General features: G+C 69.7%; 22 protein-coding genes, 2 tRNA genes and 2 pseudogenes. 6 read left to right on the forward strand and 20 right to left on the reverse strand.

What is annotated here, in order from left to right:
- Position 1: 1 nt before the first annotated feature.
- The 14 genes and pseudogenes from QIS99_RS01070 to QIS99_RS01135 all read right to left on the reverse strand — a co-directional run bounded on the left by QIS99_RS01070 (position 2) and on the right by QIS99_RS01135 (position 13,296).
- The gene (locus tag QIS99_RS01070; RefSeq protein WP_282509385.1) at positions 2 to 1,564 is read right to left on the reverse strand and encodes a phytoene desaturase family protein; all 1,563 of its coding nucleotides are present in this window, start codon (positions 1,562 to 1,564) and stop codon (positions 2 to 4) included.
- A gap of 90 nt (positions 1,565 to 1,654) precedes the next feature.
- Positions 1,655 to 3,076 carry an adenosylmethionine--8-amino-7-oxononanoate transaminase gene (locus QIS99_RS01075; protein ID WP_282509895.1) on the reverse strand — a complete coding sequence of 474 codons (1,422 nt, stop codon included), beginning with the start codon at positions 3,074 to 3,076 and terminating at the stop codon, positions 1,655 to 1,657.
- Positions 3,071 to 3,655, reverse strand: a pseudogene (locus QIS99_RS01080) (TIGR03086 family metal-binding protein); the annotation flags it as partial. The pseudogene QIS99_RS01080 and the gene QIS99_RS01075, both read right to left, overlap by 6 nt.
- Before the next feature lie 169 nt (positions 3,656 to 3,824).
- On the reverse strand, positions 3,825 to 4,592 hold the full coding sequence (locus tag QIS99_RS01085) for a cyclase family protein (RefSeq protein WP_282509387.1): 768 nt from the start codon (positions 4,590 to 4,592) through the stop codon (positions 3,825 to 3,827).
- On the reverse strand, positions 4,592 to 5,098 hold the full coding sequence (locus QIS99_RS01090) for an aromatase/cyclase (protein WP_282509389.1): 507 nt from the start codon (positions 5,096 to 5,098) through the stop codon (positions 4,592 to 4,594). Before QIS99_RS01090 ends, QIS99_RS01085 begins: the two co-directional genes overlap by 1 nt.
- 29 nt (positions 5,099 to 5,127) lie before the next feature.
- Complete coding sequence (locus QIS99_RS01095) at positions 5,128 to 5,361, reverse strand: acyl carrier protein (RefSeq protein WP_282509391.1); 234 nt, start codon at positions 5,359 to 5,361, stop codon at positions 5,128 to 5,130.
- A 25-nt stretch (positions 5,362 to 5,386) separates the two neighbouring features.
- Complete coding sequence (locus tag QIS99_RS01100; protein ID WP_282509393.1) at positions 5,387 to 6,583, reverse strand: beta-ketoacyl-[acyl-carrier-protein] synthase family protein; 1,197 nt, start codon at positions 6,581 to 6,583, stop codon at positions 5,387 to 5,389.
- Complete coding sequence (locus tag QIS99_RS01105; protein ID WP_282509395.1) at positions 6,580 to 7,854, reverse strand: beta-ketoacyl-[acyl-carrier-protein] synthase family protein; 1,275 nt, start codon at positions 7,852 to 7,854, stop codon at positions 6,580 to 6,582. Before QIS99_RS01105 ends, QIS99_RS01100 begins: the two co-directional genes overlap by 4 nt.
- The gene (locus QIS99_RS01110; protein ID WP_282509397.1) at positions 7,851 to 8,864 is read right to left on the reverse strand and encodes a class I SAM-dependent methyltransferase; all 1,014 of its coding nucleotides are present in this window, start codon (positions 8,862 to 8,864) and stop codon (positions 7,851 to 7,853) included. The genes QIS99_RS01105 and QIS99_RS01110 overlap by 4 nt, the downstream gene beginning before the upstream one ends.
- Positions 8,857 to 9,600: an SDR family NAD(P)-dependent oxidoreductase gene (locus tag QIS99_RS01115; RefSeq protein WP_282509399.1), complete on the reverse strand. Its 744-nt coding sequence runs from the start codon at positions 9,598 to 9,600 to the stop codon at positions 8,857 to 8,859. Before QIS99_RS01115 ends, QIS99_RS01110 begins: the two co-directional genes overlap by 8 nt.
- On the reverse strand, positions 9,597 to 9,929 hold the full coding sequence (locus tag QIS99_RS01120) for a Dabb family protein (protein ID WP_282509401.1): 333 nt from the start codon (positions 9,927 to 9,929) through the stop codon (positions 9,597 to 9,599). Before QIS99_RS01120 ends, QIS99_RS01115 begins: the two co-directional genes overlap by 4 nt.
- Positions 9,926 to 11,002 carry an amidohydrolase family protein gene (locus QIS99_RS01125; protein WP_282509403.1) on the reverse strand — a complete coding sequence of 359 codons (1,077 nt, stop codon included), beginning with the start codon at positions 11,000 to 11,002 and terminating at the stop codon, positions 9,926 to 9,928. Before QIS99_RS01125 ends, QIS99_RS01120 begins: the two co-directional genes overlap by 4 nt.
- The gene (locus QIS99_RS01130; RefSeq protein ID WP_282509405.1) at positions 10,999 to 12,300 is read right to left on the reverse strand and encodes an NAD(P)/FAD-dependent oxidoreductase; all 1,302 of its coding nucleotides are present in this window, start codon (positions 12,298 to 12,300) and stop codon (positions 10,999 to 11,001) included. The genes QIS99_RS01125 and QIS99_RS01130 overlap by 4 nt, the downstream gene beginning before the upstream one ends.
- A 42-nt stretch (positions 12,301 to 12,342) precedes the next feature.
- Positions 12,343 to 13,296 (reverse strand): ACP S-malonyltransferase, encoded by a 954-nt coding sequence (locus tag QIS99_RS01135; RefSeq protein ID WP_282509407.1) that lies wholly within the window; start codon positions 13,294 to 13,296, stop codon positions 12,343 to 12,345.
- A 419-nt stretch (positions 13,297 to 13,715) separates the two neighbouring features.
- On the opposite strand from QIS99_RS01135, the gene QIS99_RS01140 reads away from it, so the two are divergent.
- The 3 genes and pseudogenes from QIS99_RS01140 (at position 13,716) to QIS99_RS01150 (ending at position 16,899) form a co-directional block, all read left to right on the forward strand.
- Positions 13,716 to 14,960, forward strand: a complete 1,245-nt coding sequence (locus QIS99_RS01140) for a cytochrome P450 (RefSeq protein ID WP_282509409.1) — start codon at positions 13,716 to 13,718, stop codon at positions 14,958 to 14,960.
- A 115-nt stretch (positions 14,961 to 15,075) separates the two neighbouring features.
- A complete protein-coding gene (locus QIS99_RS01145; RefSeq protein WP_282509411.1) occupies positions 15,076 to 16,254 on the forward strand; it encodes an MFS transporter in 1,179 nt (392 codons plus the stop codon).
- A gap of 69 nt (positions 16,255 to 16,323) precedes the next feature.
- Positions 16,324 to 16,899: pseudogene (locus QIS99_RS01150) on the forward strand (proteasome subunit beta).
- Between the two features lie 187 nt (positions 16,900 to 17,086).
- On the opposite strand, the gene QIS99_RS01155 reads toward QIS99_RS01150, so the two are convergent.
- Positions 17,087 to 17,159 (reverse strand) — tRNA-Ala (locus QIS99_RS01155).
- Between the two features lie 158 nt (positions 17,160 to 17,317).
- On the opposite strand from QIS99_RS01155, the gene QIS99_RS01160 reads away from it, so the two are divergent.
- Positions 17,318 to 17,866: a helix-turn-helix domain-containing protein gene (locus QIS99_RS01160; protein ID WP_282509413.1), complete on the forward strand. Its 549-nt coding sequence runs from the start codon at positions 17,318 to 17,320 to the stop codon at positions 17,864 to 17,866.
- Here QIS99_RS01160 and QIS99_RS01165 read toward each other — a convergent pair.
- Complete coding sequence (locus QIS99_RS01165) at positions 17,857 to 17,982, reverse strand: hypothetical protein (RefSeq protein WP_282509415.1); 126 nt, start codon at positions 17,980 to 17,982, stop codon at positions 17,857 to 17,859. The two genes, QIS99_RS01160 and QIS99_RS01165, sit on opposite strands and share 10 nt — an antisense overlap.
- Here QIS99_RS01165 and QIS99_RS01170 point away from each other — a divergent pair.
- On the forward strand, positions 17,981 to 19,696 hold the full coding sequence (locus QIS99_RS01170) for a serine/threonine-protein kinase (RefSeq protein ID WP_282509416.1): 1,716 nt from the start codon (positions 17,981 to 17,983) through the stop codon (positions 19,694 to 19,696). The genes QIS99_RS01165 and QIS99_RS01170 overlap by 2 nt on opposite strands.
- Before the next feature lie 39 nt (positions 19,697 to 19,735).
- Here the strand turns inward: QIS99_RS01170 and QIS99_RS01175 are convergent, their stop codons facing one another.
- Together QIS99_RS01175 and QIS99_RS01180 are read right to left on the reverse strand one after the other, a co-directional pair.
- A complete protein-coding gene (locus QIS99_RS01175; RefSeq protein WP_282509418.1) occupies positions 19,736 to 21,112 on the reverse strand; it encodes a hypothetical protein in 1,377 nt (458 codons plus the stop codon).
- A gap of 242 nt (positions 21,113 to 21,354) precedes the next feature.
- The gene (locus QIS99_RS01180; protein ID WP_010467770.1) at positions 21,355 to 21,483 is read right to left on the reverse strand and encodes a DLW-39 family protein; all 129 of its coding nucleotides are present in this window, start codon (positions 21,481 to 21,483) and stop codon (positions 21,355 to 21,357) included.
- A 304-nt stretch (positions 21,484 to 21,787) separates the two neighbouring features.
- Here QIS99_RS01180 and QIS99_RS01185 point away from each other — a divergent pair, with 304 nt between their 5' ends.
- Positions 21,788 to 22,171, forward strand: coding sequence for a DUF6344 domain-containing protein (locus QIS99_RS01185; protein WP_282509423.1), 384 nt, complete (start codon positions 21,788 to 21,790; stop codon positions 22,169 to 22,171).
- Between the two features lie 372 nt (positions 22,172 to 22,543).
- On the opposite strand, the gene QIS99_RS01190 is transcribed toward QIS99_RS01185, so the two are convergent.
- Both QIS99_RS01190 and QIS99_RS01195 read right to left on the reverse strand, forming a co-directional pair.
- Entirely contained in the window at positions 22,544 to 23,092 is a 549-nt protein-coding gene (locus tag QIS99_RS01190) for a DUF6461 domain-containing protein (RefSeq protein ID WP_282509425.1), read from the reverse strand.
- A 107-nt stretch (positions 23,093 to 23,199) separates the two neighbouring features.
- Positions 23,200 to 23,273, reverse strand: a tRNA-Ile gene (locus QIS99_RS01195).
- Between the last annotated feature and the right edge of the window lie 71 nt (positions 23,274 to 23,344).

Below are 23,344 nucleotides of genomic sequence, written 5' to 3' on the forward strand. Positions count from 1 at the left end.
ATCAGCTCGGCCGGAGCACCGGGCCCGGATCGATGCCGAGGTCGGTGAGGATCGCCTGGACCCCGGCGCGTGCCCCGCAGTTCGCCCCACCGCCCGGATGGGTCGACGGGCCGACGAGGAAGAACCCGTCGGCCGGCAGCCGGTAGCCCATGTTCGGCATCGGCCGGTTCCCCAGGTACTGGTGGATCTGCTGACCGAGGTGGCTGGCGTCGCCGCTGGGCCAGGACGCGTTGAACCTGGCCGCGTCGAGCGGTGACTTGATGCTGCGGGACAGCACCTTCGTCGAGTCCATGTTCGTGGTCAGCTTGCAGAACGTCGCGAAGATCTCCTCGAAGATCTCTTCCTTGTGCTCGTCCCAGCTCTGCTCTTCCAACTCCATCGGGGCGTACCCAAGCAGGTACAGGGTGTGTTGGCCCTCGGGCGCGCGTGTCGGGTCCCAGACGCTCGCGACGACGGCGCTGGGCATGCCGACCGCCGTCGTGCCGTACTTCAGCCCGTCGAAAGCCTGGCGCAGCTCCGGCAGCGGCAGCGCGAACTCCTGGATTCCGGCGCGGGTCACCTCGTCGCCCGCGGCGTACACCGGAGCCTCGCTCAGCGCGAGGTGGCCGACCAGGCAGCTGAAGGCGGTCCGTTTGCCACGCAACGCCTTCGCGTCCCACTCGGGTCCGAACCTGTGGTCGACCATCTCGGGGATCTGGCGGATGTTGAGGTCCGCCACGACGGCCCGTGCCGCGGTGACCTCCTCCCCCGTGCCCAGCCGCACGCCGGTCACCCGCTCGCCCTCGAACAGGAAGCGGTCCACCGGGGCGCCGGTCCTGATCGTCCCGCCGAGATCGACGAAGGCACTGGCCAGAGCCGCTGAGAGGGCGCCAGACCCGCCGACCGGAAACCCCACGCCGTAACGGTGCATCGTGGGCACCATCGCCAGCAGGAAAGCGCCCGTGCCGCCCTCCTCCGGTGCGCAGATGAGCTCGGACACCCACCGCGCGAGCGCGGCCTTGATCTTCGGGTGCTCGAACCACTCGTCGATGACGTCGAGGTAACTCATCATCAGCAGGCGCGTCATCTCCCGCCCGGCCTCGGTTCGGCCCAGCAGGGCGAAGAACTTGCCCATCGGCAGCGGCGGCGAGAACATCGCGTCGACGAGCATGTCCAGCATGCTGTCGGCGAACTTGTGGAAGCGCAGGTAGTTCTGCGCGTCGGCGGGCGAGATCGCGGCGATGGTCTCCGCGGTCCGGTCGGGGTCCTGGTAGAACTCGATGTGGTCCCCGTCCGGGAAGGCCACGGCGATGGCCGGGTCCGGGAAGACGTACTCCAGTCCGTACCGTGAGAGCAGGCCCAGCTCGTCGTTCCGGATCAGTGGGTTGAGCTGCACGAACACATGGGCGATGGCGTGCAGGTCGTGCCGGAACCCGGGCAGGGTGACCTCCTGGGTCACCACGCCTCCGCCCACCTCGTCGCTCGCCTCCAGCACGACGACGTCGAGCCCGGCCTTGGCCATGTAGGCGCCGGCCGTCAGCCCGTTGTGGCCTCCGCCGACGACGATCACATCATGGTCTGGCATCGATCGCTCCTTTTCGAGTGGGTCGGTCCGGACAGACCGACCGGGTCCCGGTCGAGCACCCGCGCGGGGTTGACACCTCTGTGGACATACCTAGGGCCTGGGCGGATTCGGGTCCGCCCCGACGCTTGCGGCGGCGACCATCGCGGCGCAGATCCGGGCGATGTCGTCGTCCGTGCAGAGGTAGGGCGGCAGGCAGTAGATCAGGTTCCCGAAGGGACGCAGCCAGACGCCGTTGTCGACCGCCGCCTCGGCCATCCGCTTGTCGACGGGGTGGTCGAGTTCGATCACCCCGATGGCGCCGAGAACCCGGACGTCGACGACACCGTCGACATGCACCGCCTCCTGCAGTCCCCGGCGCAGCGCCCTCTCGATCCGCGCCACGTCGCCCTTCCAGTCGCCGTCGACGAGCAGACCCAGCGAGGCGTTGGCCACGGCCGCCGTCAACGCGTTGGCCATGAAGGTCTGACCGTGCACCAGCACTGGCAGCTCGCCCTGCCGGATCCCGTCGGCGACGCGCTTCGTGCAGAGAGTCGCGGCCATGGACATGTACCCGCCCGTGAGGGTCTTGCCGAGGCACATCACGTCGGGTGTGACGCCGACGTGATCGGCGGCGAACAGGGCACCGGTGTGGCCGAATCCGGTGGCCATCTCGTCGAAGATCAGAAGTACGTCGTGCTCGTCGGCGAGGTCGCGCAGCACCCGCAGGTATCCGGGGTCGTGGAAGCGCATCCCCCCGGCGCTCTGCACCACCGGTTCCACGATGATTGCCGCCAACTCGTCGGCGTGTTCCGCGATGGTCCGCGCCATGGTGTCGACGTACGCCGGATCGAGCTGCTCGTCGTCGGTCCGTGCCAGGGTGGTGGCGTTGCGCAGGCTGGTGGACGACGACGCGGGCGGCGCCGGAAGGAACACCTGCTCGGGCAGGAGTCCCTGCCACGACGCGTGTCCCCCGTCGTCCGGGTCGCACACGCTCATCGCGTGGAGACTGGCGCCGTGGTACCCACGACGCCAGGTGAGTATCCGGCGTTTCTCGCTCTGACCCGACGAACGCCAGTACTGGAGGCACATCTTCAACGCGACCTCGACCGACACCGCCCCGGAGTCGCAGAAATACACGTGCTCCAGGCCGTCGGGCGTCAGGTCCACCAGCGTGTGCGCGAGCCGGATCGCCGGCTCGTGGGTCAGACCGCCGAACATCACGTGCGTGAACCGACTCGCCTGATCGGCCAGTGCCTTGTCCAGTACCGGGTTGCGGTAGCCGTGGACGGCGGCCCAGAACGACGACATTCCGTCGATGAGTTCCCGGCCGTCGGCGAGGGTCAGCCGGACACCTTCGGCTTCGGTGACCAGCAGCTGTTCGTCCACGCCCGGCATGGGCCGGAAGGGATGCCACACATGGGCCCGGTCCAGGGCGAGCAGTTCGGCGGAGTACGCCTCGGCGTCCCGGATCGCGGGAGCCCGGGCGTCGTCCGTAGTCGCCCACCGTTCGACGTCCCGGCCGAGCCAGGCCATCATCCGCGTGGTGTCGTCGGCTCCGGGCGCCGACGGCCGCGCCTCACCGATCCGCCCCGGGCCGCGCAGCGCCGCCTCCGGTACCTGCGCGCAAGTGTGCACGATGTGGGCGAGCAGGGAATCGGGCAGCCTGAGCGGCCGGCCGGTCGCCGCCGCGATGTCCCAGGCGTGCACGACGATGTCCGAGACCGGGAACGCCAGCGCTCTGGCCAGGTTCTGGCGCCCGGCCGGCGTGTCGACCTGCAGCTTGGGGTCGGCCTCGGCGACGGCCGTGCGCGCCGCCGCCGCCGCGTCCCGCCATGCCTTCACCGGGTCGCCCGTGGCGGCGGCGCCGGGCTGCGAAGGCGCGGATTGCGTGGGCTCGCCCCGCGCAATCAGGGCGACCTTGCCGAGGGTGCCGATGACGTGTCCCACGACGTCCCGGGTGGACCACTCGGAGCACGGGGACGCGGTGTCCCAGGCACCGCCCTGAACTCCCGTCAGTGTCGCGTCGAACACGTTCACCGCTTCCGCGAGTGCCGCGACGATGTCCGGCGGCGCACCGGGCCTGACGGGCACGGAAGTTGCGTCGTTGCTCATGGGTACGACTCCTTCTTGTGGTGCGCAGCCCTTATGTGGCGTCGTTATGTGGCGTCCGACGGATCGGGCAGGCCGGTCGTACCCCCTGGGGCTCCCGGTCTGGGGGCTCCCGGGCGGGGAACGCGTGCCCGCCCGGCCATGGCACGTCGCGCGTGCCGTGGCCGGGCCGTCACCCGTCGGACTCGACGAACCTGCCGGTCACCGCCACGACGCGGGTCCATCCGGCCCCGGCGTTCACCACCGGTATCGGGAAGCACAGGACGGTGAATCCGGTCGGGCCGGGCAGCTGCCCGAGGTTGGCCAGCTTTTCCAGTTGGAGGTACTCGCGTTCCCGCCCATACACGTGCGCCGGCCAGAGCGTTTCCCGGTCCCCGGTGCGCCGGTAGTCCTCGATCATGCTCGCCATCGGCCGGTCGAGCCCCCAAGCGTCGATGCCGATCACGCGGACCCCCCGTTCCACCAGGAACCGGGTGGCGCCACCGGACAGACCGGGGTACGTGGTCAGGTAGTCGGAGCTTCCCCACAGCCGGTCCGCCCCGGTCCACAGGAGCACGATGTCCCCGTCGCCGAGGGTGTGTTCGGCTACGCCCAGTGCCTCGGTCACATCGTCCTCGCCGATCGCCTCACCGGGTTTGATGTGGCGCACGTCGAGCCGGACTCCCGGCCCGATGCACCACTCCAGGGGAACCTGGTCGATGCTCCGGGCCGGTTCGCCGCCACTATGCGGGCCGTAGTGCAGCGGCGCGTCCATGTGGGTACCGGTGTGCGTCGTCAGCGTGATCGTCTCGCTCGAGATGGCCATGCCGTCCGGGAAGTCGGACGTCTTCAGCCCCAGCACCGCCGGTCCTTGCTCGTGAGTGAGGGTGTCGATCTGCACTGGAGTCGCTTCGCCGGCGTTCGGCCCCGTGGGCACGCTGAGGTCGATCAACGTGGCCATTACGCGGCCCTCTTCGCCCTGGCGGCACGGCGCTCGGCCTCGTCGCGGACCGCGGCCAGATGCGCCGTGCTGTTGCGCTCGACGGCCCCCGCGAGCATCTCGTGGGCCTCGGCATGGGTGAAGTGGCCGGCTACCTTGCCGTCCGCACCCTCCCGGCGGGCGGCGAAGTCGTGGGTCAGCACGACCTGGGTGCGGTCCGGTCCGTACGGAAGTGCCCGCCATTCCCCGCTCATGTGTTCCACGAGCGGCGCCGTCTCCAGCTGGCGATAGGCGACGACGCCCAGTTCCGGATCCAGGTCACGGCGGGTGGTCCAGGCCTGCAACTGCCCGCTGACGTCCACCTCAAGCCGGGCTATCTCGTAGCCGTCCCCCCGCTCGGTGATGACGGCGGACTTGGTGGCGCCGAAGAGGTTCGGGTAGTTCTCAATGTCCGTCAGAACCTCCCAGACGACGCTCTGCGGCGCCTGCGCGGTGACCGTGTGCTCGGTGTGCTGCGTGTTCTCCATGGTGGCTCCTCGTGAGAAGTTCGGCTGGTTCAGGCCAGGTTGTCCAGGAAAACGACCAGGTCGGCGACGGTCACCACGGACTTCAGCACTTTTCCGTCCACCTTGCTGCCCGGTGCGAGCTCGGTCACGATCTCGACGAGTTCGGCCGAGTCCACGCCCAGGTCGGCGCGGAGCGCGGCCCCGCTGGTGATCTCCGACGGCTCCAGGCCGACCTCGACGAGGACGTCGTGCACCTGCCCGTATGTGCTCTGGGTGCTGGTCATGACACCTTCTTTCACAGTGAGGGGATCAGATGGCCCGCAGCACGCTCGCGGCGATCGTGCCGTCGGCGCCCCTGGCGAGCAGGGCGACGTTGCGTACGGGCGTCTCGCGCGGCGCGCCGACGACGATGTCCGCGTTCCGCGGGCGCTCGCAGCCCGCCACCGGCGGGATCGTGCCGTGCCGCAGGCTCAGCAGGGCGACCGCCGCGTCCACCGCGGGCGCCGCGCCGAGGAGATTGCCGGTCACCGGCTTGGCCGTGGTGAGGGGGACAGGACCGAGCACCGAGTGGATGGCGGACAGCTCGGACTCGTCGGCTCCGGCGGTTCCCTGTGCGTCGAGGGCGACACAGTCGACGCGATCAGTGCCCGCCTCGTCGAGCGCTGCCGTGAGAACCGCGGCGAGCGCCTTGGTGTCGGACGGCCCGAACACCTCGTCCTCCGGTACGTGCCGGACGGCGAAGCCCGCCAGCCTGGCCAGCGGGACCGCCGCACGCGCCCGGGCCGTCTCCTCGCGCTCCAGGACGAGCATCACGGCACCCTCACCGACGCAGAACCCGTCCGCCGCGTCGTCCCCGGGCCGGTAGGTCCCAGTGGGGGAAAGCCGTCCCGAGGTGGTGCAGAACGTGTAGGTGTATGGCGTCACGGGTGCCTCCGCGCCGCCCGCGAGCAGTACATCGGCGCGTCCCTCGGCCACCGCCCGGGCCCCGTAGCCGATGGCCAGCGCGGCACTCGCACTGTCCGCCACGAGGGTCTTGCTCAAACCGGTCAGCCCGTTTCCGATGGTGATCTGCCCCTGTGGCGCGGTGGGGAACCACGCCGACGCGATGTGTGGGCTGACCCCGGTGTAGCCCCGGTCCAACAGGCCGCGCAGGCTCGGCTCGGTGATCTCCCAGCCACCGAACATGTTGCCCACGTACACCCCGGTCCGATCTGCGTCCGCGCTCGGTGCGAGGCCGGCGTCGTGCTGGGCGGACCGGGCGGCCGAGAGCGCCAGTTGGCAGAAGCGGTCCATCCGCTTGCGCACCCGTGGGGTGAACGTGCCGATGGTCTCCCGCTCGGTCTCCTCGGCCAGAAAGCCGGCGTTGGGACACGGGTAGGAGTCGGTGTCGAACCGCTCGATGGGCCGCACGGCGCTTCGGCCCCCGGTCACCGAGCGCCAGAGCTGGTCGGTGTCCGAGGCACCGGGCAGGGCGAGCCCGATTCCGGTGATCACGGTGCCGGTCATCGTCCGCCCTCCCCGGAGCCGGTCGTGCGGGGGCTGCCGAGTACGACGGTGGAGTGGATTCCGCCGAAGCCGCTGGACAGGCTGGCGATGACCTTCGTCCGCCCTTCCCGTGCCTCGTTCGGTACGTAGTCGAGGTCGCAGGAGTCGCCGGGGGTGTGGTGGTTGATCGTCGGTGGGATCACGCCCTCTTCCAGAGCCAGTACGCACGCCACGAGCTCCAGCGCGTTCGCCGCGGCCAGCGCGTGGCCGACCATCGATTTGATCGAGCTGACCGGGGTCCGGTAGGCGTGCGCCCCGAGCACCGTCTTGATCGCGTTGGTCTCGCACACGTCGTTCTGCGGTGTCGAGCTGCCGTGCGCGTTGACATAGTCGACGCTCGTGGCGGAACACCGGGCGTCGTCCAGTGCGAGCTGGAAGGAACGGGCAAGATGCGTCCCCTCGCTGTCCAGGTCGGTCATGTGGAACGCGTTCGACGTGCTCCCGAAGCCCAAGACCTCGGCGAGGATCGGTGCCCCCCGGCGGCGGGCGTGTTCCCACTCCTCCAGCACTGCCACACCGGCGCCCTCGCCGAGTACGAAGCCGTCCCGGTCGGCGTCGAACGGCCTGGAGGCGGCCTCCGGACCGTCGTTGCGCGTGGATAGAGCGCCGATCACGTCGAAGCAGGCGACGACGAACGGGGTCAGCGGAGCCTCTGCGGCGCCGGTGACCATCACGTCCGCCTCGCCGCGGCGAATCGCGTCGAGCGCGAAACCGACCGCGTCGTTGCCCCCGGTGCAGCCGGTGGCCGGGGTCATCACCGGGCCGCGTATCCCGTGCGCATCGGCGATGGCTGTCGCGGGCCGGTTGAACGTGGCCGCGACGTGCAGGCGGGGGTGAGCCGCGGCCACGTCGACCGCGGCCGTGCCGCCTCCGGTGATCTGCGGGAAGTGTTCGGTCATGAACTTCGTTCCGCCGATCGCGTTCGCCATGACGACGCCCATCCGTTCCGGGGCGATGTCCTCGTCGAGCAGACCAGCCGAGGTGATGGCCTCCCGGGCAGCCCGCAGCGCGATGCGGACGACCCGGTCGTCCCCGGTGCTGTGCTCGGCAGAGAGGCCGGGCAGGTCGCACTCCGGCAGCGTCCCGTAGATCCGGGAGGCCAGCAGGGACGTGTCGAACTCACGGCCGGTGATCACCCCGGAGCGGCCCGCGCAGAGTCCGGCCATGAAGTCCTTCGTCCCGATGCCGTTGGGGGCCAGGACTCCGAGCCCGGTCACCGCGACCCGTTTCACGACTGCCTCCCGCGCGTCGCGACCACGAGCGTGCCCGGCCCGGTCGGCGACCTCAGCTGTCTGCACACCGGCAGGCCCGCGTCGGCGAGCCACCGGCCGTAGTCGTCGAGTCCATGGGCTGAACCCGCGCTGGTCATCAGCATCTGAAGGGAGAAGAAGGCGCCCACCGGATCGGTCTCCGTGTCGTCCGGGACGATTTCGTCGAGCAGCAGCACACCGTCGTCCGCCAGAGCCGCCGAGCACAACTCAAGGATCTCGACCACCTGTGCGGGCGGATACCCGTGCAGCAGATTGCCCAGCAACACCACGTCGTACGGTCCGCCCCAGGGCACGGCGAAGAGGTCGCCGGCCCAGTACTCGGCCCGGTCCCCCAACCCCGCCTCGCGGGCGAGCCTGCGGGCCTCGGACACCGAGACCTCCCGGTCGATGCCGACGACCGTACCGTCCCAGCTCTCGGCCAGCGCGCGTCCGGAACCGCCGTACCCGCACCCCACGTCGAGGATTCGGGGCCGCGGCTTGACCAGGTCACCGGCGACGTCGGCGATCCAGTGGCCGGCGCCCACCGCGAGTGCGTCCAGATAGGGCGTGATCTTGACCCAGACTTCGTCCGCCCGGTCGGCGAAGATCTCCTTGCACGGAGTGTCGGTGCGCACCGCTTCGGTGAGCTGGGGCCAGATCCGAAAGTTCAGCTCCCGGTGGATGTGCCGCATGTCCCCGAGGTAGGCACGCGAGCCGCGGACCAGGTACAGGGCGGTGTCGTCGGCCAGTCGGTAGCGGTGGCCCTCGCGATGCACGAACTCCGAGGCGTGCAGCGCAGTGAGCAGCGCGCGCAGACCGCGCATGCTCGCACCGGTGCGGCGGCCCAGGTCCTCCACCGTGTCGTGGCCCTCGGCTATGGCGGTGAAGACGTCCAGGTCGAGTGCCGTGACCAGGGTGGCCGTACGCCCAAGCCCCCAGGCGAAGTCGAGGATCCGGGCCGGTGTCGGAGTGGTTCCTGGCTGCTCAGACAAGGCTCAGCCCTCCGTCGACGACGAGCGTCGCGCCGGTGATGTAGGAAGATGCGTCGGACACCAGGAAGCGGGCGACGTCGGCGACCTCGTGCGCGGTGCCGAGCCGACGCAGCGGAATGCGTCCCCGCTCCGCCTCGGCCTGCTCCTCGTGTCCCCGGACCAGCTTTCGGGACATCGGGGTGTCGATGAATCCGGGGATGATCGTGTTGACCCGGATGCCCGTCGGCCCGTAGGCGACGGCGAGATCCCGGGTGTGCGCGACGACCCCGGCCTTGGCCGCGGTGTACGGCGCCCTGGAGGGGCTCGGCTTGAGCCCGCCCGCGATGCTTGAGCAGGTCACGATCGATCCGCCCGGGGACATCGACGGGAGTACCGCGCGGCACACGCCGGTGGTCCCGCGCAGGTTGATGTCGAGCACCCTCGTCCACAGCTCGTCGTCGATCTCGGCCGGTGGTCCCCAGTTGGCTACGACGGCAGCGAACGTCAGGCACGCGTGGATCCCACCGCCCAGTGCGACGAGGTCGGAGACCGCGTCGCGCACCGAGTCGGGGTCGGCCACGTCGAGAGGACGGACGCCGAGCAGGGTGGTCTCCTCGGCGAGGGACTTCAGACCCGCCTCATCCACGTCGACGGCCAGCACCGATGCACCCGCTTCGGCCAGCACGCGGGCGGTGGCCCGGCCGATTCCCGATGCGGCGCCGGTGATGAGGCAGACCTTGTCAGTCAACTCGGTCATGTCCAGACCTCATGCTCTTCGTCTGCAGTGTTGGCGAAGGCGACGCCGATGCCCAGCCGACGGACCCAGGCGTCCACCACGCCGCTCATGGCGGGGTGCACGGAGAAGGCGCGCAGCTGCTCAAGATCGGTGAACTCCCAGCGGGCGGCGACGGAGTACAGCGACTCGGTCGCCGCGTCGTCGGCCGGCAGCGGAACGTGCCGGCCCGCCGTGAACCGTTCGACCACACCCGTGCTCCGGGTGGCCTCGGCAAGCTCCTTGCGGAACCGCTCCCGATCCGTCTCGGACATCGTTTCCGGGTACCGGTAGAGAACGACATGCGCGATCATGCTGCTGCTCCCTCGTCGCTGACGGTCAGTGGCTCGCCCAGCCCGAGGAGTGACCGGGCGTTACCGGATTCGATGGCGTGGACCGTCGCCGCCGGGAGCGATGCTCCCCGCAGCACCTCCAGCGCGTCGGCGCGCCCGAACTCGCCGGGCGTCACCGGGAAGTCGCTGCCGAAGAGGATCCGTTCCTCGCCGAGCGCCTCGAGGGTGCACCGCAGCCCGGCGGCGTCGGAGGAGTGCGTGTCCGCGTAGATGTTGCCCGCGTAGTCACGCAGGTGGCGCAGCGCGCCGGAGGCCCGCGCCGCGTCGGCGTCCGCACCGCCGACGAGCCGGTGGATCAGGTCGAACCGGCCGAGCGCGAGCGGCAGCACACCGCCGAGCTGGCCGAACACAAGTCGCAGCCCGGAGTGCTGCTCCAGCCTGCCGCGCAGCACCAGGCGCATCACACAGACGGTCGTCTCGACCAGCATGGACAGCGAGCCGGTCAGCAGGTGCTCCGCGCGGCCGGGCAACGGCGGCTCGGACCCGAGCTGGAACTTCGCCGAGGGATGCACGAACAGGACGACGCCGCGCGCCTCGGCGGCGGCCAGTACCGGGGCGAACTCCGGGTCGTCGAGGAACCGTAACCGGCCGGTCGACGGCTCCAGGTACGCGGTGTTCATCGAGATTGCGGGAATGCCGCCGTCGGTGGCCGCCCGCTCGATCTCGGCCTCGGCCGACTCGACGAACCGGGGGTCCACCCAGCGCGCGGCCTGCAGACGCCCACCGGTCCGCACGGACCACGCCCGCATCTCGTTGTTGACCGTGGCGATGGTCTCGGCCGGACCTCGCCGCCGCTCTCCGCGCACCGCGGCCGAGTGCAGCGCGGCCACGGCGTTCGAGCTGTGCGTCAGTACGGTGGTCTTGATCCCGTGCAAGTCGGCGTCGGCCAGCTGCCGCTCCGGGCCGTCGAACGCCGGGGACTGCCAGAGACCCGGGGGCCCCTCGGCCGTCGAGCCCGACTCCGCGAGCCACTCCAGGAACGCCGCCTGGACCCACGGCGGCAGGCCGTGCGCGTGCGCGTCGACGACCGTCATCGGGTCACCGACTCGACGTTCGCCCACTCCACGCCCTTGTTGCGGCTGCTGGCAAGGCGGCCTTCGGCGACGCCCTCCGGCGCGGCGTCGTGGTGCGGCTGCATCACGGCCAGCTCGGCGTTGAGGCCGGAGACCATGATGATGAAGTCGTCCCGGGCGGTCATCCAGCCGATCGGGTCGATCAGGTCCTTCGCCTTGGCCCAGTACGCCTCGACGTCTTTGCTCGCGTCGTAGAAGAAGCGCACGAAGGACAGCACGTTGCCGAGGAACTCACGCAGGCCCTGGTCGTAGGCCTGCCCGTACTCTTCCTCTCGGTCGGGCTCCTGGAGTATCGCGGAGACGGTCGCCGCGGCCGAGCTGGCGCCCTTCATCGCGAGCGTGACCCCGGTGGAGAACAGCGGGTCGATGAACGCGGCGGCGTCGCCGACCATCAGGTAGCCGGGCCCGAAGAACCGGGAGCAGGTGTAGGACCAATCCTTCGCCGTGCGACACCCGGCAACCTGGGTGGCGTTCCTGAGCAGCTTCTTGGCCTCGCGCGACGTGGCTATCTTGCTTTCGAGCAACTCCAGACTCGGCCGGGTGTCCTCCGCTACCCGGTCGTTGGGGCCGACGAATCCCACGCTCTGGGTGCCGTCGGACAGCGGGATGACCCAGAGCCAGCCGTCCGGGTGATTCTCGACGAGGATGTTGCCCGACAGCTCGTCGGGAAGCCGATCGCCACCCTGGTAGTAGGTCCACACGGCCAGGTTCTTGAGGTCGTCGTGCATTTCGACCAGCCCGAACTCCCGGGCGAGAATCTTGGACTGGCCGGAGGCGTCGACGATGCAGCGGGCCTCCGCCCGGATCGGCTCCGTACCGCGGCCGATCGTGTACGTCACGCCGGTGGCCCTGCCGTCGGTGGTCAGCACCTCGCGCACCGACGCGTGCTCGATGACCATGGCTCCGAGCTTGCGAGCGTGCTCAAGCAGGAGGAGGTCGAACTCGGCGCGCTTGACCTGCCACGTGTAGTCGTAGGGGCCACTCTCCCCGAAGGCGATGCTCCAGAGCTTGCGCTCGGCTCCCCAGAGCAGCGAGATGCCTGCCTTGCGGGTGAAGCCGGCGGCGTCGATGGTCTCCCGGACGCCGAGTTCGTCGACGACGGCGTTGAGGCCCGGGATGAGCGACTCACCGATGTGATAGCGGGGGAACTGTTCCTTCTCCAGGACGAGCACGTTGTGTCCGGCCTTGGCCAGAAGGCCGGCGGTGGTGGCGCCGGAGGGGCCTCCACCGATGACGATGGCGTCGTAGGTTGCGGTCATGTCGGACGTCTCCTTCTGTTCCGTGGAACTTCCGGTCGTGTCTCAGCCGCGCGTGCCGGTGACGGCACGCAGCTCGTTCGTGTTGCCGCAGGGATGGATTTCCTGTCCGCGATCGACCTTGCGGATCAAGCTCCGCAGTGTGGTTCCGGGTCCGACCTCGACGATTCGGTGCGGCCGGTGGCCCAGGATCCGACGGGCCGTCCGCGTCCAGTGCACGGGTGCGGTGATTTGGTGGGCGAGGGCGTCGCGGTAGTGCCCGAGGTCGGTGACCAGCCCGCCGGTGACGCTGCTGACCATCGGCGTGTGCCCACGGCGCAACGGCAGGCCGGCGATCGTGGCCATGAGTGTGTCCTGGGCGGGCCGCATGAGCGGTGAGTGGAAGGCGCCTGCGACAGACAGGGGCTGGGCGACGCCGATCGACTCCGTACGGATCGCCTCCCCTATCTCCTCGACGGTCGCGGCGTCGCCGGAGATGACGGTCTGCCGAGGAGAGTTGTAGTTGGCGATGACGGCCGTGCGCGGGCGCCCGTCGTCGCGTCGTCCGGGGTGCCGCGCCAGGACCTGGGCGACCTCTTCCGGGTCGGTGCCCATCACCGCCGCCATCCCACCGGCCCGCTCGTGGCAGCAGCGGGCCATGGCGTCGGCACGCTGGACCACGGTCGCGGCGGCCTCGTCCAGGTCGAGCCAGCCGCCCGCGACGAGGGCGGTGAACTCGCCGAGGCTGTGGCCCGCGACCAGTTGGGGTACGACGCCCTCCGCGGCGAGCGCCCGTGTCATCGCCGCGCCGAACGTGAACAGGACGAGCTGGGCCGTCCTTGTCTCGCGCAGCCGGTCCTCCGGACCGTGCACCATCGGCTCGATCACCGGACGCCCCGTGACGGCCTCGACGTGTTCGAACACCTCTGTCAGTTGAGGCCGATCGTGCATCAGATCGGCCCCCATCCCGACGAACTGACTGCCCTGGCCGGGATAGACGAACGCTGACTTGATCGACATCTCTGCACTCCCCCGTAAGCATCTGACGCGACGGTCATACTTAAGGACTGTCTCCGAACATGTCAATGGACGGCACAGATGATCAGTTATAGACACGATTAGCCAGCTTGCCGCCATCGTCGCGCCATCGCGAAACTGCTGCGCCGGCACCTGTACGTCGACCGAAGACGCCAAACGACGAGGCACCGCGAGCCTGGGCCCCGACGTGCGCCTGGACCTCACCGACCCGGGCCGATCGAGGCGGATTCAGTCTTGGGGTCTGCATGCCGCAGCCGCAAGGATGCGGCACAGAACGCTAACCTTCCGTCTAAATATCATCATCCACCTTGATTGACAGCTGCACTAACCATCAGTCATGCTGACTTAATTGCACCCGCGGTGCGCACCCCGAGGCGTTCAGATGACCGAGGAGGGAAATGGTGAGTCCCTACACCCAGCAGGCGTCGGCGGCCGAAGTCGACCGCATACTCGGCGAGTTGTTCTCGAACCCGGCGTGCGCCGCCGACCCGTACCCGACCTACCACCGGCTGCGCGACGTCGCACCGGTGGCTCGCAGCCAGGCCGGCCACTGGGTCTTGAGCGGGCACGCCCAGGTCGTCGAAGTTCTTCGATCGTCCGAGGTCGGGAAAGACGTACAGAGTTTCATCCGCGCACAGGGCGTCGCGGATTGGGCGGACCACCCCTCCTACACGCGCGTACTGGAACACCTCATGTGGGCGAATCCCCCCAAGCACACGAGGCAACGAAAATTGGTGAGCAAGGGTTTCACGGCTCACTCCATTGCCAAGCTGGAACCCAAGATCGAGCAACTGGTCGACGAACTTCTGACGCCCCTCTGCGAGAAAGTGGGAGAGGTTGACCTTCTCCGTGAGTTCGCCTTCCCGCTTCCGGCTTCGGTGATAAGCGAGATCATCGGAGTACCTCGTGAGGACTGGCCTCGTTTCCAGCAGCTCTTCCGGGACGTGACGCTCTCGATGGAGCCGCGTCCGAGTCCGGCGCAACTGGCCACCGCGGACGGCGCGGCTGTAGAGATAAACGACTACTTCGAAGAGCTGATCACCAAGCGCCGTAAACACCCGGCGGATGACCTTGTCTCGACACTTCTCGCGGCGGAGGACGGCGGCGAACAGCTGACCCACCGTGAGCTCATGAGCCTGGTTCAGTTTCTTTTCGGTGCCGGCTTCGAAAGCACGACGAACCTGATCGGTAACGGCTTGCTGGCGCTGCTGCGCAACCCCGATCAGATGCTCGCCCTTCGTCGCGAACCCGGTCTCGCGTCAGGGGCGGTGGAGGAGCTCCTCAGGTATGACGCCTCCGTGCAGCTCAGCCCCCGGACCGCACGCAACGATCTCCGGCTCGGTGACGTCACGATCCCGGCCGGCGAATCGATCGTGACGTTGCTCGGCGCGGCGAACCGTGATCCGAGCCGGTACCGCGATCCCGATCGGCTGGACGTGCGCCGGACCGACGTACAACCGGTCTCCTTCGGCGGAGGCATACATTTCTGTCTGGGAGCAGCACTTGCTCGGCTCGAAGGCCGGTTTGCCCTCCAGGGGCTGATGCGGAAGTTCTCCCGAATCGAACTCGCCGAGGAGCCGGCGTGGAAAACGTCCTTGACCCTGCACGGGCTCCAGGGGCTTCGAGTCGACCTGACGCCTGCCTAACGTGACGCGCCGGACCGCGGCGCACGAAGTTAAGTCTGTTCGCCACACAGGAACGAGGCCAAGATTGAGTCCCACAGAGGTTAGTGAGCCCGGGCAGCAGGGCTCCGGCCCATTTATGAAGCCCCTTCTCCCTCTCGCCCTGGCGACCTTCGCGGTCGGCACCGACGCGTTCGTCATCGCCGGGCTGCTACCCGCCATTGCCTCCGATTTCGAGGTCAGCATCGCGGCCGCCGGCCAGTTAGTCACGGCATTCGCCCTGACGTTCGCCATTGCCGCACCGATTCTTGGCTGGCTGCTGAGCTCGCTGGACCGTCGCACGGCGCTACAGGTGGCGCTGGTCGTGTTCACCGTGGGCAACGCGGTCACTGCGCTGAGTTCCGACTACACAGTGGCGCTGTTCTCCCGTGTCCTCACGGCTGTCGGAGCGGCCACCATTACCGCCACGGCTTCCAGCGCCGCGGTGGCGGTCACGCCGGAGGAACGGCGCGGGCGTGCAATGGCGTTCGTCATTGGCGGACTCACCGTCTCGACAGCGCTGGGCATGCCGTTGGGCAACATGATCGGCAGCGTCGACTGGCGTCTGACGCTCTGGGCCGTGGCTGCTCTCGGTGTCGTCGCGGCGATCGGTACCACGGTGGGGCTGCCCAGGATCACGCTGCCGCCGACGAGCCTCGGCGCACGCCTGGCGCCGCTCCGCAAGCCCGAGATGATCGTCACTCTGCTGGCGACCCTGCTGGTGATGGGCGGGCACTACACGGTCTACACCTACATCGGAGCGGTCACAGCAGATGCCACTGCCGGGTCGTTCGCCCAGGCACTGACCCTAATCCTGTTGGCGTGGGGCATCGGCGCGGTCATCGGCAATGTGCTCGCCGGTTACCTCGTGGACAGCCTTCCCACGGTCCGCGTAGCGGTCACGGCACTCGCTGCCGCGACGCTCCTGCTCGGCATCAGCCCCCTCGCGGTCAACAACCTGGCCGTCGTCATCGTCTGGGCCGGAATCTGGGGCATCACCGACGGAGCCCCCTCGGTAATCCAGCAATACCGGCTGGTCAGCTTTGCTCCCGCCTCGGCTCCGGTCCTGTTCGGCCTCAACTCCTCCGCGGTCTTCCTGGGCGTAGCACTGGGCGGCGGGCTCGGCGGCATCGCGCAGGACTGGCTGCCGGTGACCTCGCTCGGCCTTCCCGCGGCTTTCCTCGCCCTGGTCGCCATCGTGCTCACCGTCGTCCACGCGAAGACGGCCAAGACGGCCAAGACAGAAGCCTCGCCGGAAGCCGTGCAGGCCGGCCGATGACACAACGCAAGGAGGCCGGTTGCGGGGCATCGGTCTTTTCGGCCTTCCCGTCATGAACAAACTCGCGATGTGCATGGCCGTGGCGGGGAATATGCGGCACGCAGGGCGCGCCACACGACCACCATCGTCGCCGCGACGTTCGCGGGCGGTGTCCTGCTGGCCGGTGACCGCCGGGTCACGATGGGCAACGCCCTCGCGCACCGCGAGTACGAGAAGGTCTTCCCGCCTACGAGTGCTCCGCCGTCGGCATCGCCGGTACGGCTGGCCCCTCTTGGCGGGCTACGACCTGGACAAGAGGGTCGGGCGCATCTTCTCGTACGACGTCACGGGCGTCCGGACCGAGGAGAAGGGTTTCGCCGCCATCGGATCCGGATCGTTCTACGCCCGAGGCTCCCTGTAGAAGCGCTACCGGGACGGCATGGACGAGCGTGAGGTCGTCACAACGGCCGTGCAGGCGCTGTACGACGACTCGGCCACCGGCGGTCCCGATCTGACCCGCCGCCTGTCACCGAGGACGGCTACCGGCGGGTCCCCGACAGCGAGGTCGCCGAATTCGCGCCGGCCGTGGTGGACCGGCGCCACGAGGCACCCAACGGCCGGCAGACACCGGTTCGCGTCATGGCAACGGGACGCCCCCTGGCGTGAGGGCTGTCTGGTCAGCCTCTCAGCGTTCTCCTTGGGACCTCAGGGCAACACTGGGGGAGGCAGGACCCACGCAAACCCCCTAAAAATCGGGATCTACGAGATGCCCGTCAACACCACCTGTTGATACGTCAACACGAAAAAAGCCCCTCCAGACCACGTTTCCACAGGTCAGAGGGGCTTTTTGGAGTGGAGCCTAGGGGAGTCGAACCCCTGACATCTGCCATGCAAAGACAGCGCTCTACCAACTGAGCTAAGGCCCCGGGAACGGCTGATCGACCGGAAGAACCCCGGTCGGCCGGTCGCCGCAGACCAGAGTACCGGGTCTTCCCCCGAGTCTCACAAAAAGATTGGGGGTCCCGGTGAACGACCACGCTCCGTAAGATGCTCGGCGAGGTTCGCAGCAGCGAAGGGGAGACGCATGGACACCGCACAGCAGGAAGCCACCGCAAGAGCCCGGGAGCTGCAGCGCAGCTGGTACGGAGAGCCGCTGGGGGCGCTCTTCCGGCGGCTCATCGACGATCTGGGGCTCAACCAGGCCCGGCTCGCCGCGGTGCTCGGGCTCTCGGCTCCGATGCTCTCCCAGCTGATGAGCGGTCAGCGAGCCAAGATCGGCAATCCGGCGGTGGTCCAACGGGTGCAGCACCTGCAGGAGTTGGCAGGACAGGTGGCCGGCGGCAGTGTCAGCGCCGCCGAGGCAGCCGAGCGGATGGAGGAGATCAAGAAGTCGCAGGGCGGCTCGGTCCTCACCAACGCCGGTCAGACGGCGATCAGTTCGGGCGCGCCGACGGTCAAGCGGGTGGTCCGGGAGATCCAGTCGCTGCTGCGTTCCGTCTCGGCCGCCGGCGACATCATCGAGGCCTCGAAGGCCCTCGCCCCGACCCACCCAGAACTGGCAGAGTTCCTCAAGGTCTACGGCGCCGGCCGCACCTCGGAAGCCGTCGCCCACTACGAGGCCCATCAGAGCTGACCGGGACGCTGCTCCTGCTGAACGGTTTCAGCACCGTCGGTCCAGGGTGCCCGGTCCAGGACGAAGGGGTTCAGGACGAAGGGGTTCAGGACGAAGGGGGAGTGCAGCAGGGCCATGGGTGAGGTCTTCGCCGGCCGGTACGAACTGGTCGACCCGATCGGCCGCGGTGGCGCGGGGGCCGTGTGGCGCGCCTTCGACCACCGCAGGCGCCGCTATGTCGCCGCCAAGGTCCTGCAGCAGAGCGATGCGCACACCCTGCTCCGCTTCGTCCGCGAGCAGGCCCTGCGCATCGACCACCCGCACGTCCTGGCCCCGGCCAGCTGGGCGGCCGACGATGACAAGGTCCTGTTCACCATGGACCTGGTCAAGGGCGGCTCCCTGGCCCATGTGATCGGGGATTACGGGCCGTTGGCGCCCGCGTTCGTGTGCGTCCTCCTCGACCAGCTGCTCGCCGGGCTCACCGCGGTGCACGAGGAAGGGGTCGTGCACCGCGACATCAAGCCGGCCAACATCCTCCTGGAGGCCACCGGCACCGGCCGCCCGCACCTGCGCCTGTCGGACTTCGGCATCGCCATGCGCAAGGGCGAGCCCCGGCTCACCGAGGCCGACTACGTGGTGGGGACGCCCGGCTACTTCGCGCCCGAGCAGATGCTGGGCGAGGAGCCCGACTTCCCCGGCGATCTCTTCGCGGTGGGCCTCGTGGGGCTTTACCTCCTTGAGGGCGCCAAGCCGGACTCCAAGGCGCTGATCCAGCACTTCGCCGCGCACGGCACCCCGGACGCCCCGCAGGGCGTACCGGAACCGCTGTGGCAGGTCCTCGCCACGCTGCTGCAGCCGGACCCGGACGCCCGGTTCCGTACGGCGGCGGGTGCGCGCAAGGCGCTGCTCGCGGCGGCCGGGCTGCTGCCCGCGCCGGGTCCCGACGACGAGATCGTCGAGGTCTTCGACCAACTCGGGCCGCTGCCCCCGGGGTTCGGCCCCGCGGGCCCGATCGCACGCCCACCTGTCCTCGAACGGCCGCCTGTGCCGGAACGCCCGCCTGTGCCGGAACGCCCGCCTGTGCCGGAACGGCCGCCTGTCCCCGAACGTCTGGCTGTCCCCGAAGGTCTGGGCGGCATGGAACGTCCGGCGGTCCCGGAACGTCTGGGGGGCACGGAACGCCCCGCTGTCGCCGAACGCCCCGCTGTCGCCGAACGCCCCGCTGTCGCCGAACGCCCGGCGGTCGACGAACACCCGGCGGTCACCGGACACCCCACCGCCACCGATCGTCCCGCCGCCACCGATCACCCCGCCGCCCCGGCCCCGCCGCCCCCGCCGCAGGTCCCTCCCGCCCCGCGCTCGGCAGCCGTACCCCCGGCGCCGGCCGAGGACTTCCGTCTGGCGCCGCCGGACGGTACGCCGACTGCGCCGGCACAGGGCGGGGCGGCCCCGGCCCCAGGTCCCGTACCGCCGGCCCCGCTCGCCCCGCCCCAGCCGGCGACGCCGCCCACGCCGCTGCCGGTCCGGCCGCCGGAGCCGCAGGACGACACCGGCCGGCGGTCCGACGCCGACGGGCACACGTACCCGCTCACCCGCTCGTACCCGGCACAGCCCACCCCGGCCACCCAACGGCCGACACCCACACCCACACCCACACCCCCGACCGTGCCCGCGGCCACGCCCACGCCCGCGCCCGTCGCAGCCGCCGCCATGCCGCCCACCGCACCCGAGAGCCCGCCCCAGCACCGGCGCCGCCGCCCGGGTCCGCCCGCGAAGGTGGCCGTGCCGGTGCTGCTGTTCGCGCTGGTCAGTTACGCGGTGGGCATCTGGGCCCTGAGCCGGCTGACCTGAGCCGGCTGACCTGAACCGGCTGACCTGAACTGCCGGTGGCTACTTCGCCGCCCGTCGCGCGGCGATCCTGCGCGCGAGCAGGGTCCACAGCACCAGGACGAGTACCAGCCCGGTCCCCGTTCCGATTCCCGCCGTCGCCACCACCGTCAGCGCCCCGCGCCCCAGACCGAGGCCGAGGCCGGAGCCCGTCGCAGTGCCCCCGGACGAGCCGCCCGACCCGCCCACCGGCGCGTCCGTGCCGCCGTCGGAGACCTGGAAGAGGCCCGCGTCGCCCTCGTACGCGACGTCCGTCCTCGGCTTGCCGGTGACGCCGAGGCGCAGGGTCAGCGCGAGCCCGTCCGCGCCGTACTTCTCGCGCAGCTTCGGGTCGAGGCTCACCTTCACGTAGTACGAGCCGGGGAACCGCATCTGCTTGGTCTCGGGGCGGGCCGCGTACCGGTTCTCGTACGCGACCGGCGCCAGGGCTTCCAGGTCGGTGGTGACGGGGTCGCCGCGGTAGCTCTCGCCGGCCGAGGTCACCGTGGCCCTGGCCGGGTTGTGGACGCTCACGTTCAGCGCCCTGGGGACGCCGCCGAGCACTCCGCCCCCGCCGTCGGCCTGCGCGCCCTCCAACTCGGCCTGCGCGGACAGCTGTTGGCCCCAGTCCACCGGCACCCGGTAGAACCGCGTCTGACCGGGCCGGATGCGGTCCCGCCAGACGCCGTGCCCGAGGAGCCGCGCGTCGTTGAACCCGGTGCCGCCCTCGGCCTCCTCGGGCGCCCCGGTGGGCGCGGGCGGCGCGACCGGATCCCGGGCCTCCGCCGGCGCCTCGGTGGGCGGGGTGCCCGCGAGCGGCGGCTCGGCGGCCAGGCTCAGCTCCAGGCCCCAGTCGGTCCGCGCCGAGCCCTCGCCGCTGCCGCGCTGGACGACGACGTAGTACGTACCGGCCTCGCGGCAGCGCGTACCGCCGCCGTCGATCAGCCGCTCGGCGGTGGCGGCGAGCGGAGCCGCGTAGTCCGCCGCCCCGAACGAGGCCTTGTCGGAGCCGCAGGTGTTCCCCTCCCGGTCCTGCAGGGTCACTGCGAGCCGGTCCCCGTACGCCACTTCGGAGCCGTACGGGGGGACGGCTACGGCGGACACGTACGTGCTGGAGGCCGCGTCGAGCTCCACGGCGTAGTACAGGGTCCGGCCCGGGCCGATGGAACTGCGGTACGTCGCACCGGAGTTGAGGGCCTGTGCCCCGGCCCGGTCGGCGGCGCCCGCGACGCGCTCCGCGCCGGAGGCGAACTCGTACGGACGGGGATCGGCCGCGGCGTACGCCTGCGACACCGACCCCAACACCGGCATGGGCACCGGCATGGGCAGCAGCACGGCCGCCCCGGTCACCGCCGCCGTCAGGCCCCGTGCCGCCCAGCGCCTGGTGCCGCGCCGCTCCATCCCGCCCCCTCCGTCATCCCGCCCCTCCGTCGTCGCCCGGCCGCACACCACCATCCTGCCCGGCGGATCGCCGCACTGTCTGCGCCGGACCGGGATTCACCCGACCGTTTGCCATTGCAAGAAATTTCTTTACGCAGGCAAATCCCCTGGACGGCCTACCCCACCGCCCCGAACCCCGCCACCGCAACACAAAGCCCCGGTCGCCTGGGGCGACCGGGGCCTGTGAAGAGCGTAATCAGGACTCACGAACCTGCGGGCACGGAGTCAGTCGCCTCCGTCCACAGATCCTGCTCGGCGCGATCCGCCTGGATCTGGCGGTACACGAGGAGCCCGCCGATGGCGGCCAGTGCGACCAGGAGAAGCTTCTTCACCGCGCTACCTCGTCTTTCCTTGACGTAGGGGACCTCTGGCGCCCGACTATACACACCGACCGATATCGATCGGTGACCTGCCGTCGGACTCAACTCCCGCCCCGCGTACAGCAGTAGACGCCCTCACGGTGCGCACCGAACCCCCCACGCATCGTGAGATTTCAGCCTTCTTGGCCGCTTTGCACCCATACGGGTGGTGTTCATCGGAAGATCCGCGCATCACGGATCGGCCTCCCGCACTTCTCGGAGCTCGTACACATCATGAGGAAAGTACGCAAATCCTCCGACCCGAAAGTGAGGGATCGTGGCTGCCAACAAGGTCACCCGCATCTGGTCCGTCGTCGTCGCCGCCCTGCTCGCCTTCTTCGCCTCGCTCGGCCTCATCACCACCGCCACCGCCGCCCCGGCCGTACCGCAGCAGGGCGCCGCCGGCCACAGCAGCACCGAGACCCCGGCCAGGGCGCCGTACGTGGCACCCGCGCCACAGGCGAAGCCGTACGAACTCTCCCGGCCGCCCACGATGAAGCAGCGCATCCGCGCCGAGGCACACGGCACGTCCCCCAGCAGCCGCGGCCTGACCCTCGCCACGCCCCTGTCCGATGTGAACCAGGTAGACGCGACGACGGAAGCGGATGTGGTCACCCGGGAACGCGTACGGCCCGCCACCTCCGAGGAGCTGGCACTCTGATCCGCCGGCCGAAGCCAAGAGGTGACGCACCTCTCAACGCCCTTACGGACAAGCCCAGTTCCCGAACCACCCGAGCTTCCCGCAGCACGCAGTACGCAGTACGCACCACCTCGACCAGTGACCGGCCCCGCTCCCCGCAGCGGAAGCCCCACAGGGGAAGCCCCGCGCCACCGGTCCGCCTGACGCACCCAGAAACCAGGCACACCACAGCCACAGCCACACCCACAGACCAAGCCCGTCCCGGCCACAGCCTCCGGTGAACGGGCCGCCCGCATGCGCGCCGCCTCCCCCGTACGGGAACGGTGCGCTCAGCCATGTCCGGACCTCCGGACCTCCGGACCTCCGGCCCTCCGGACCACCCCGCCGCGAGCGTCAGGCGTTCCCGATGATCGCCGTGGGCAGCTCCCCCTGCAGGACGGTTTCCTTCGGCAGCGTGAGCCCGAACCGCTCCCCAGCGATCGTGAGGGCCTTCCCGGCCGCCTCAAGCTCGGGGCTCTCCCCCTGCACCTCCCTCGTGTACATGGAGAAGGTGCACAGGTGCTCACCGTCGCGCATGTACGTGAAGGACGGCGGGGGCAGCTTCGGGTTCTCCGCCTCGTAGTAGAGCTGGAACACCTCCGCGCCGCCGTCTGAGAGCCCGTCGGTGTATCCGGGGCCCATCTCCCCGGGCCAGGCTCCATGCGCCACAGCGAACGACAGCCCCCCGTCCGTCTGCCCGTACCGCACAGCGAAACTCTCACTGTCATCGGTCTCCAGGCGGTCCTCCAGGTCATCAGCCGTGAGTTGCCCCAGTGCTTCAACCTCATGACCGTGCGCGAGCCGGGCCACCAGCTCCTCAGGGCCTATGCCTCGGGCCAGGGTCACGCAGTACCCGAACTCCGACAGGTCAGCACGGGCGATCCACGCAATGCCCTCACTCATCTTGATCCCCCAACGGGAACGTCACCCCCACACCGCCCACGAACCCCGAAACGAAAAGAAGCCGCTTCCCACCAGGGGAAACGGCTTCTCTTCTTAGGCCTTGAAAGTGGGGCTAACAGGATTTGAACCTGTGGCCTCATCCTTATCAGGGATGCGCTCTAACCAACTGAGCTATAGCCCCGCCGCGCTCTGCGGGTGTGTGTCCCGCGCGCTGACCTCTGAAGATTAGCGCACGACGTGGCCAGTCCCAAA

The sequence above is a fragment of the Streptomyces solicavernae genome, assembly GCF_029968095.1.
In the GTDB taxonomy this organism is placed as follows: domain Bacteria; phylum Actinomycetota; class Actinomycetes; order Streptomycetales; family Streptomycetaceae; genus Streptomyces; species Streptomyces solicavernae.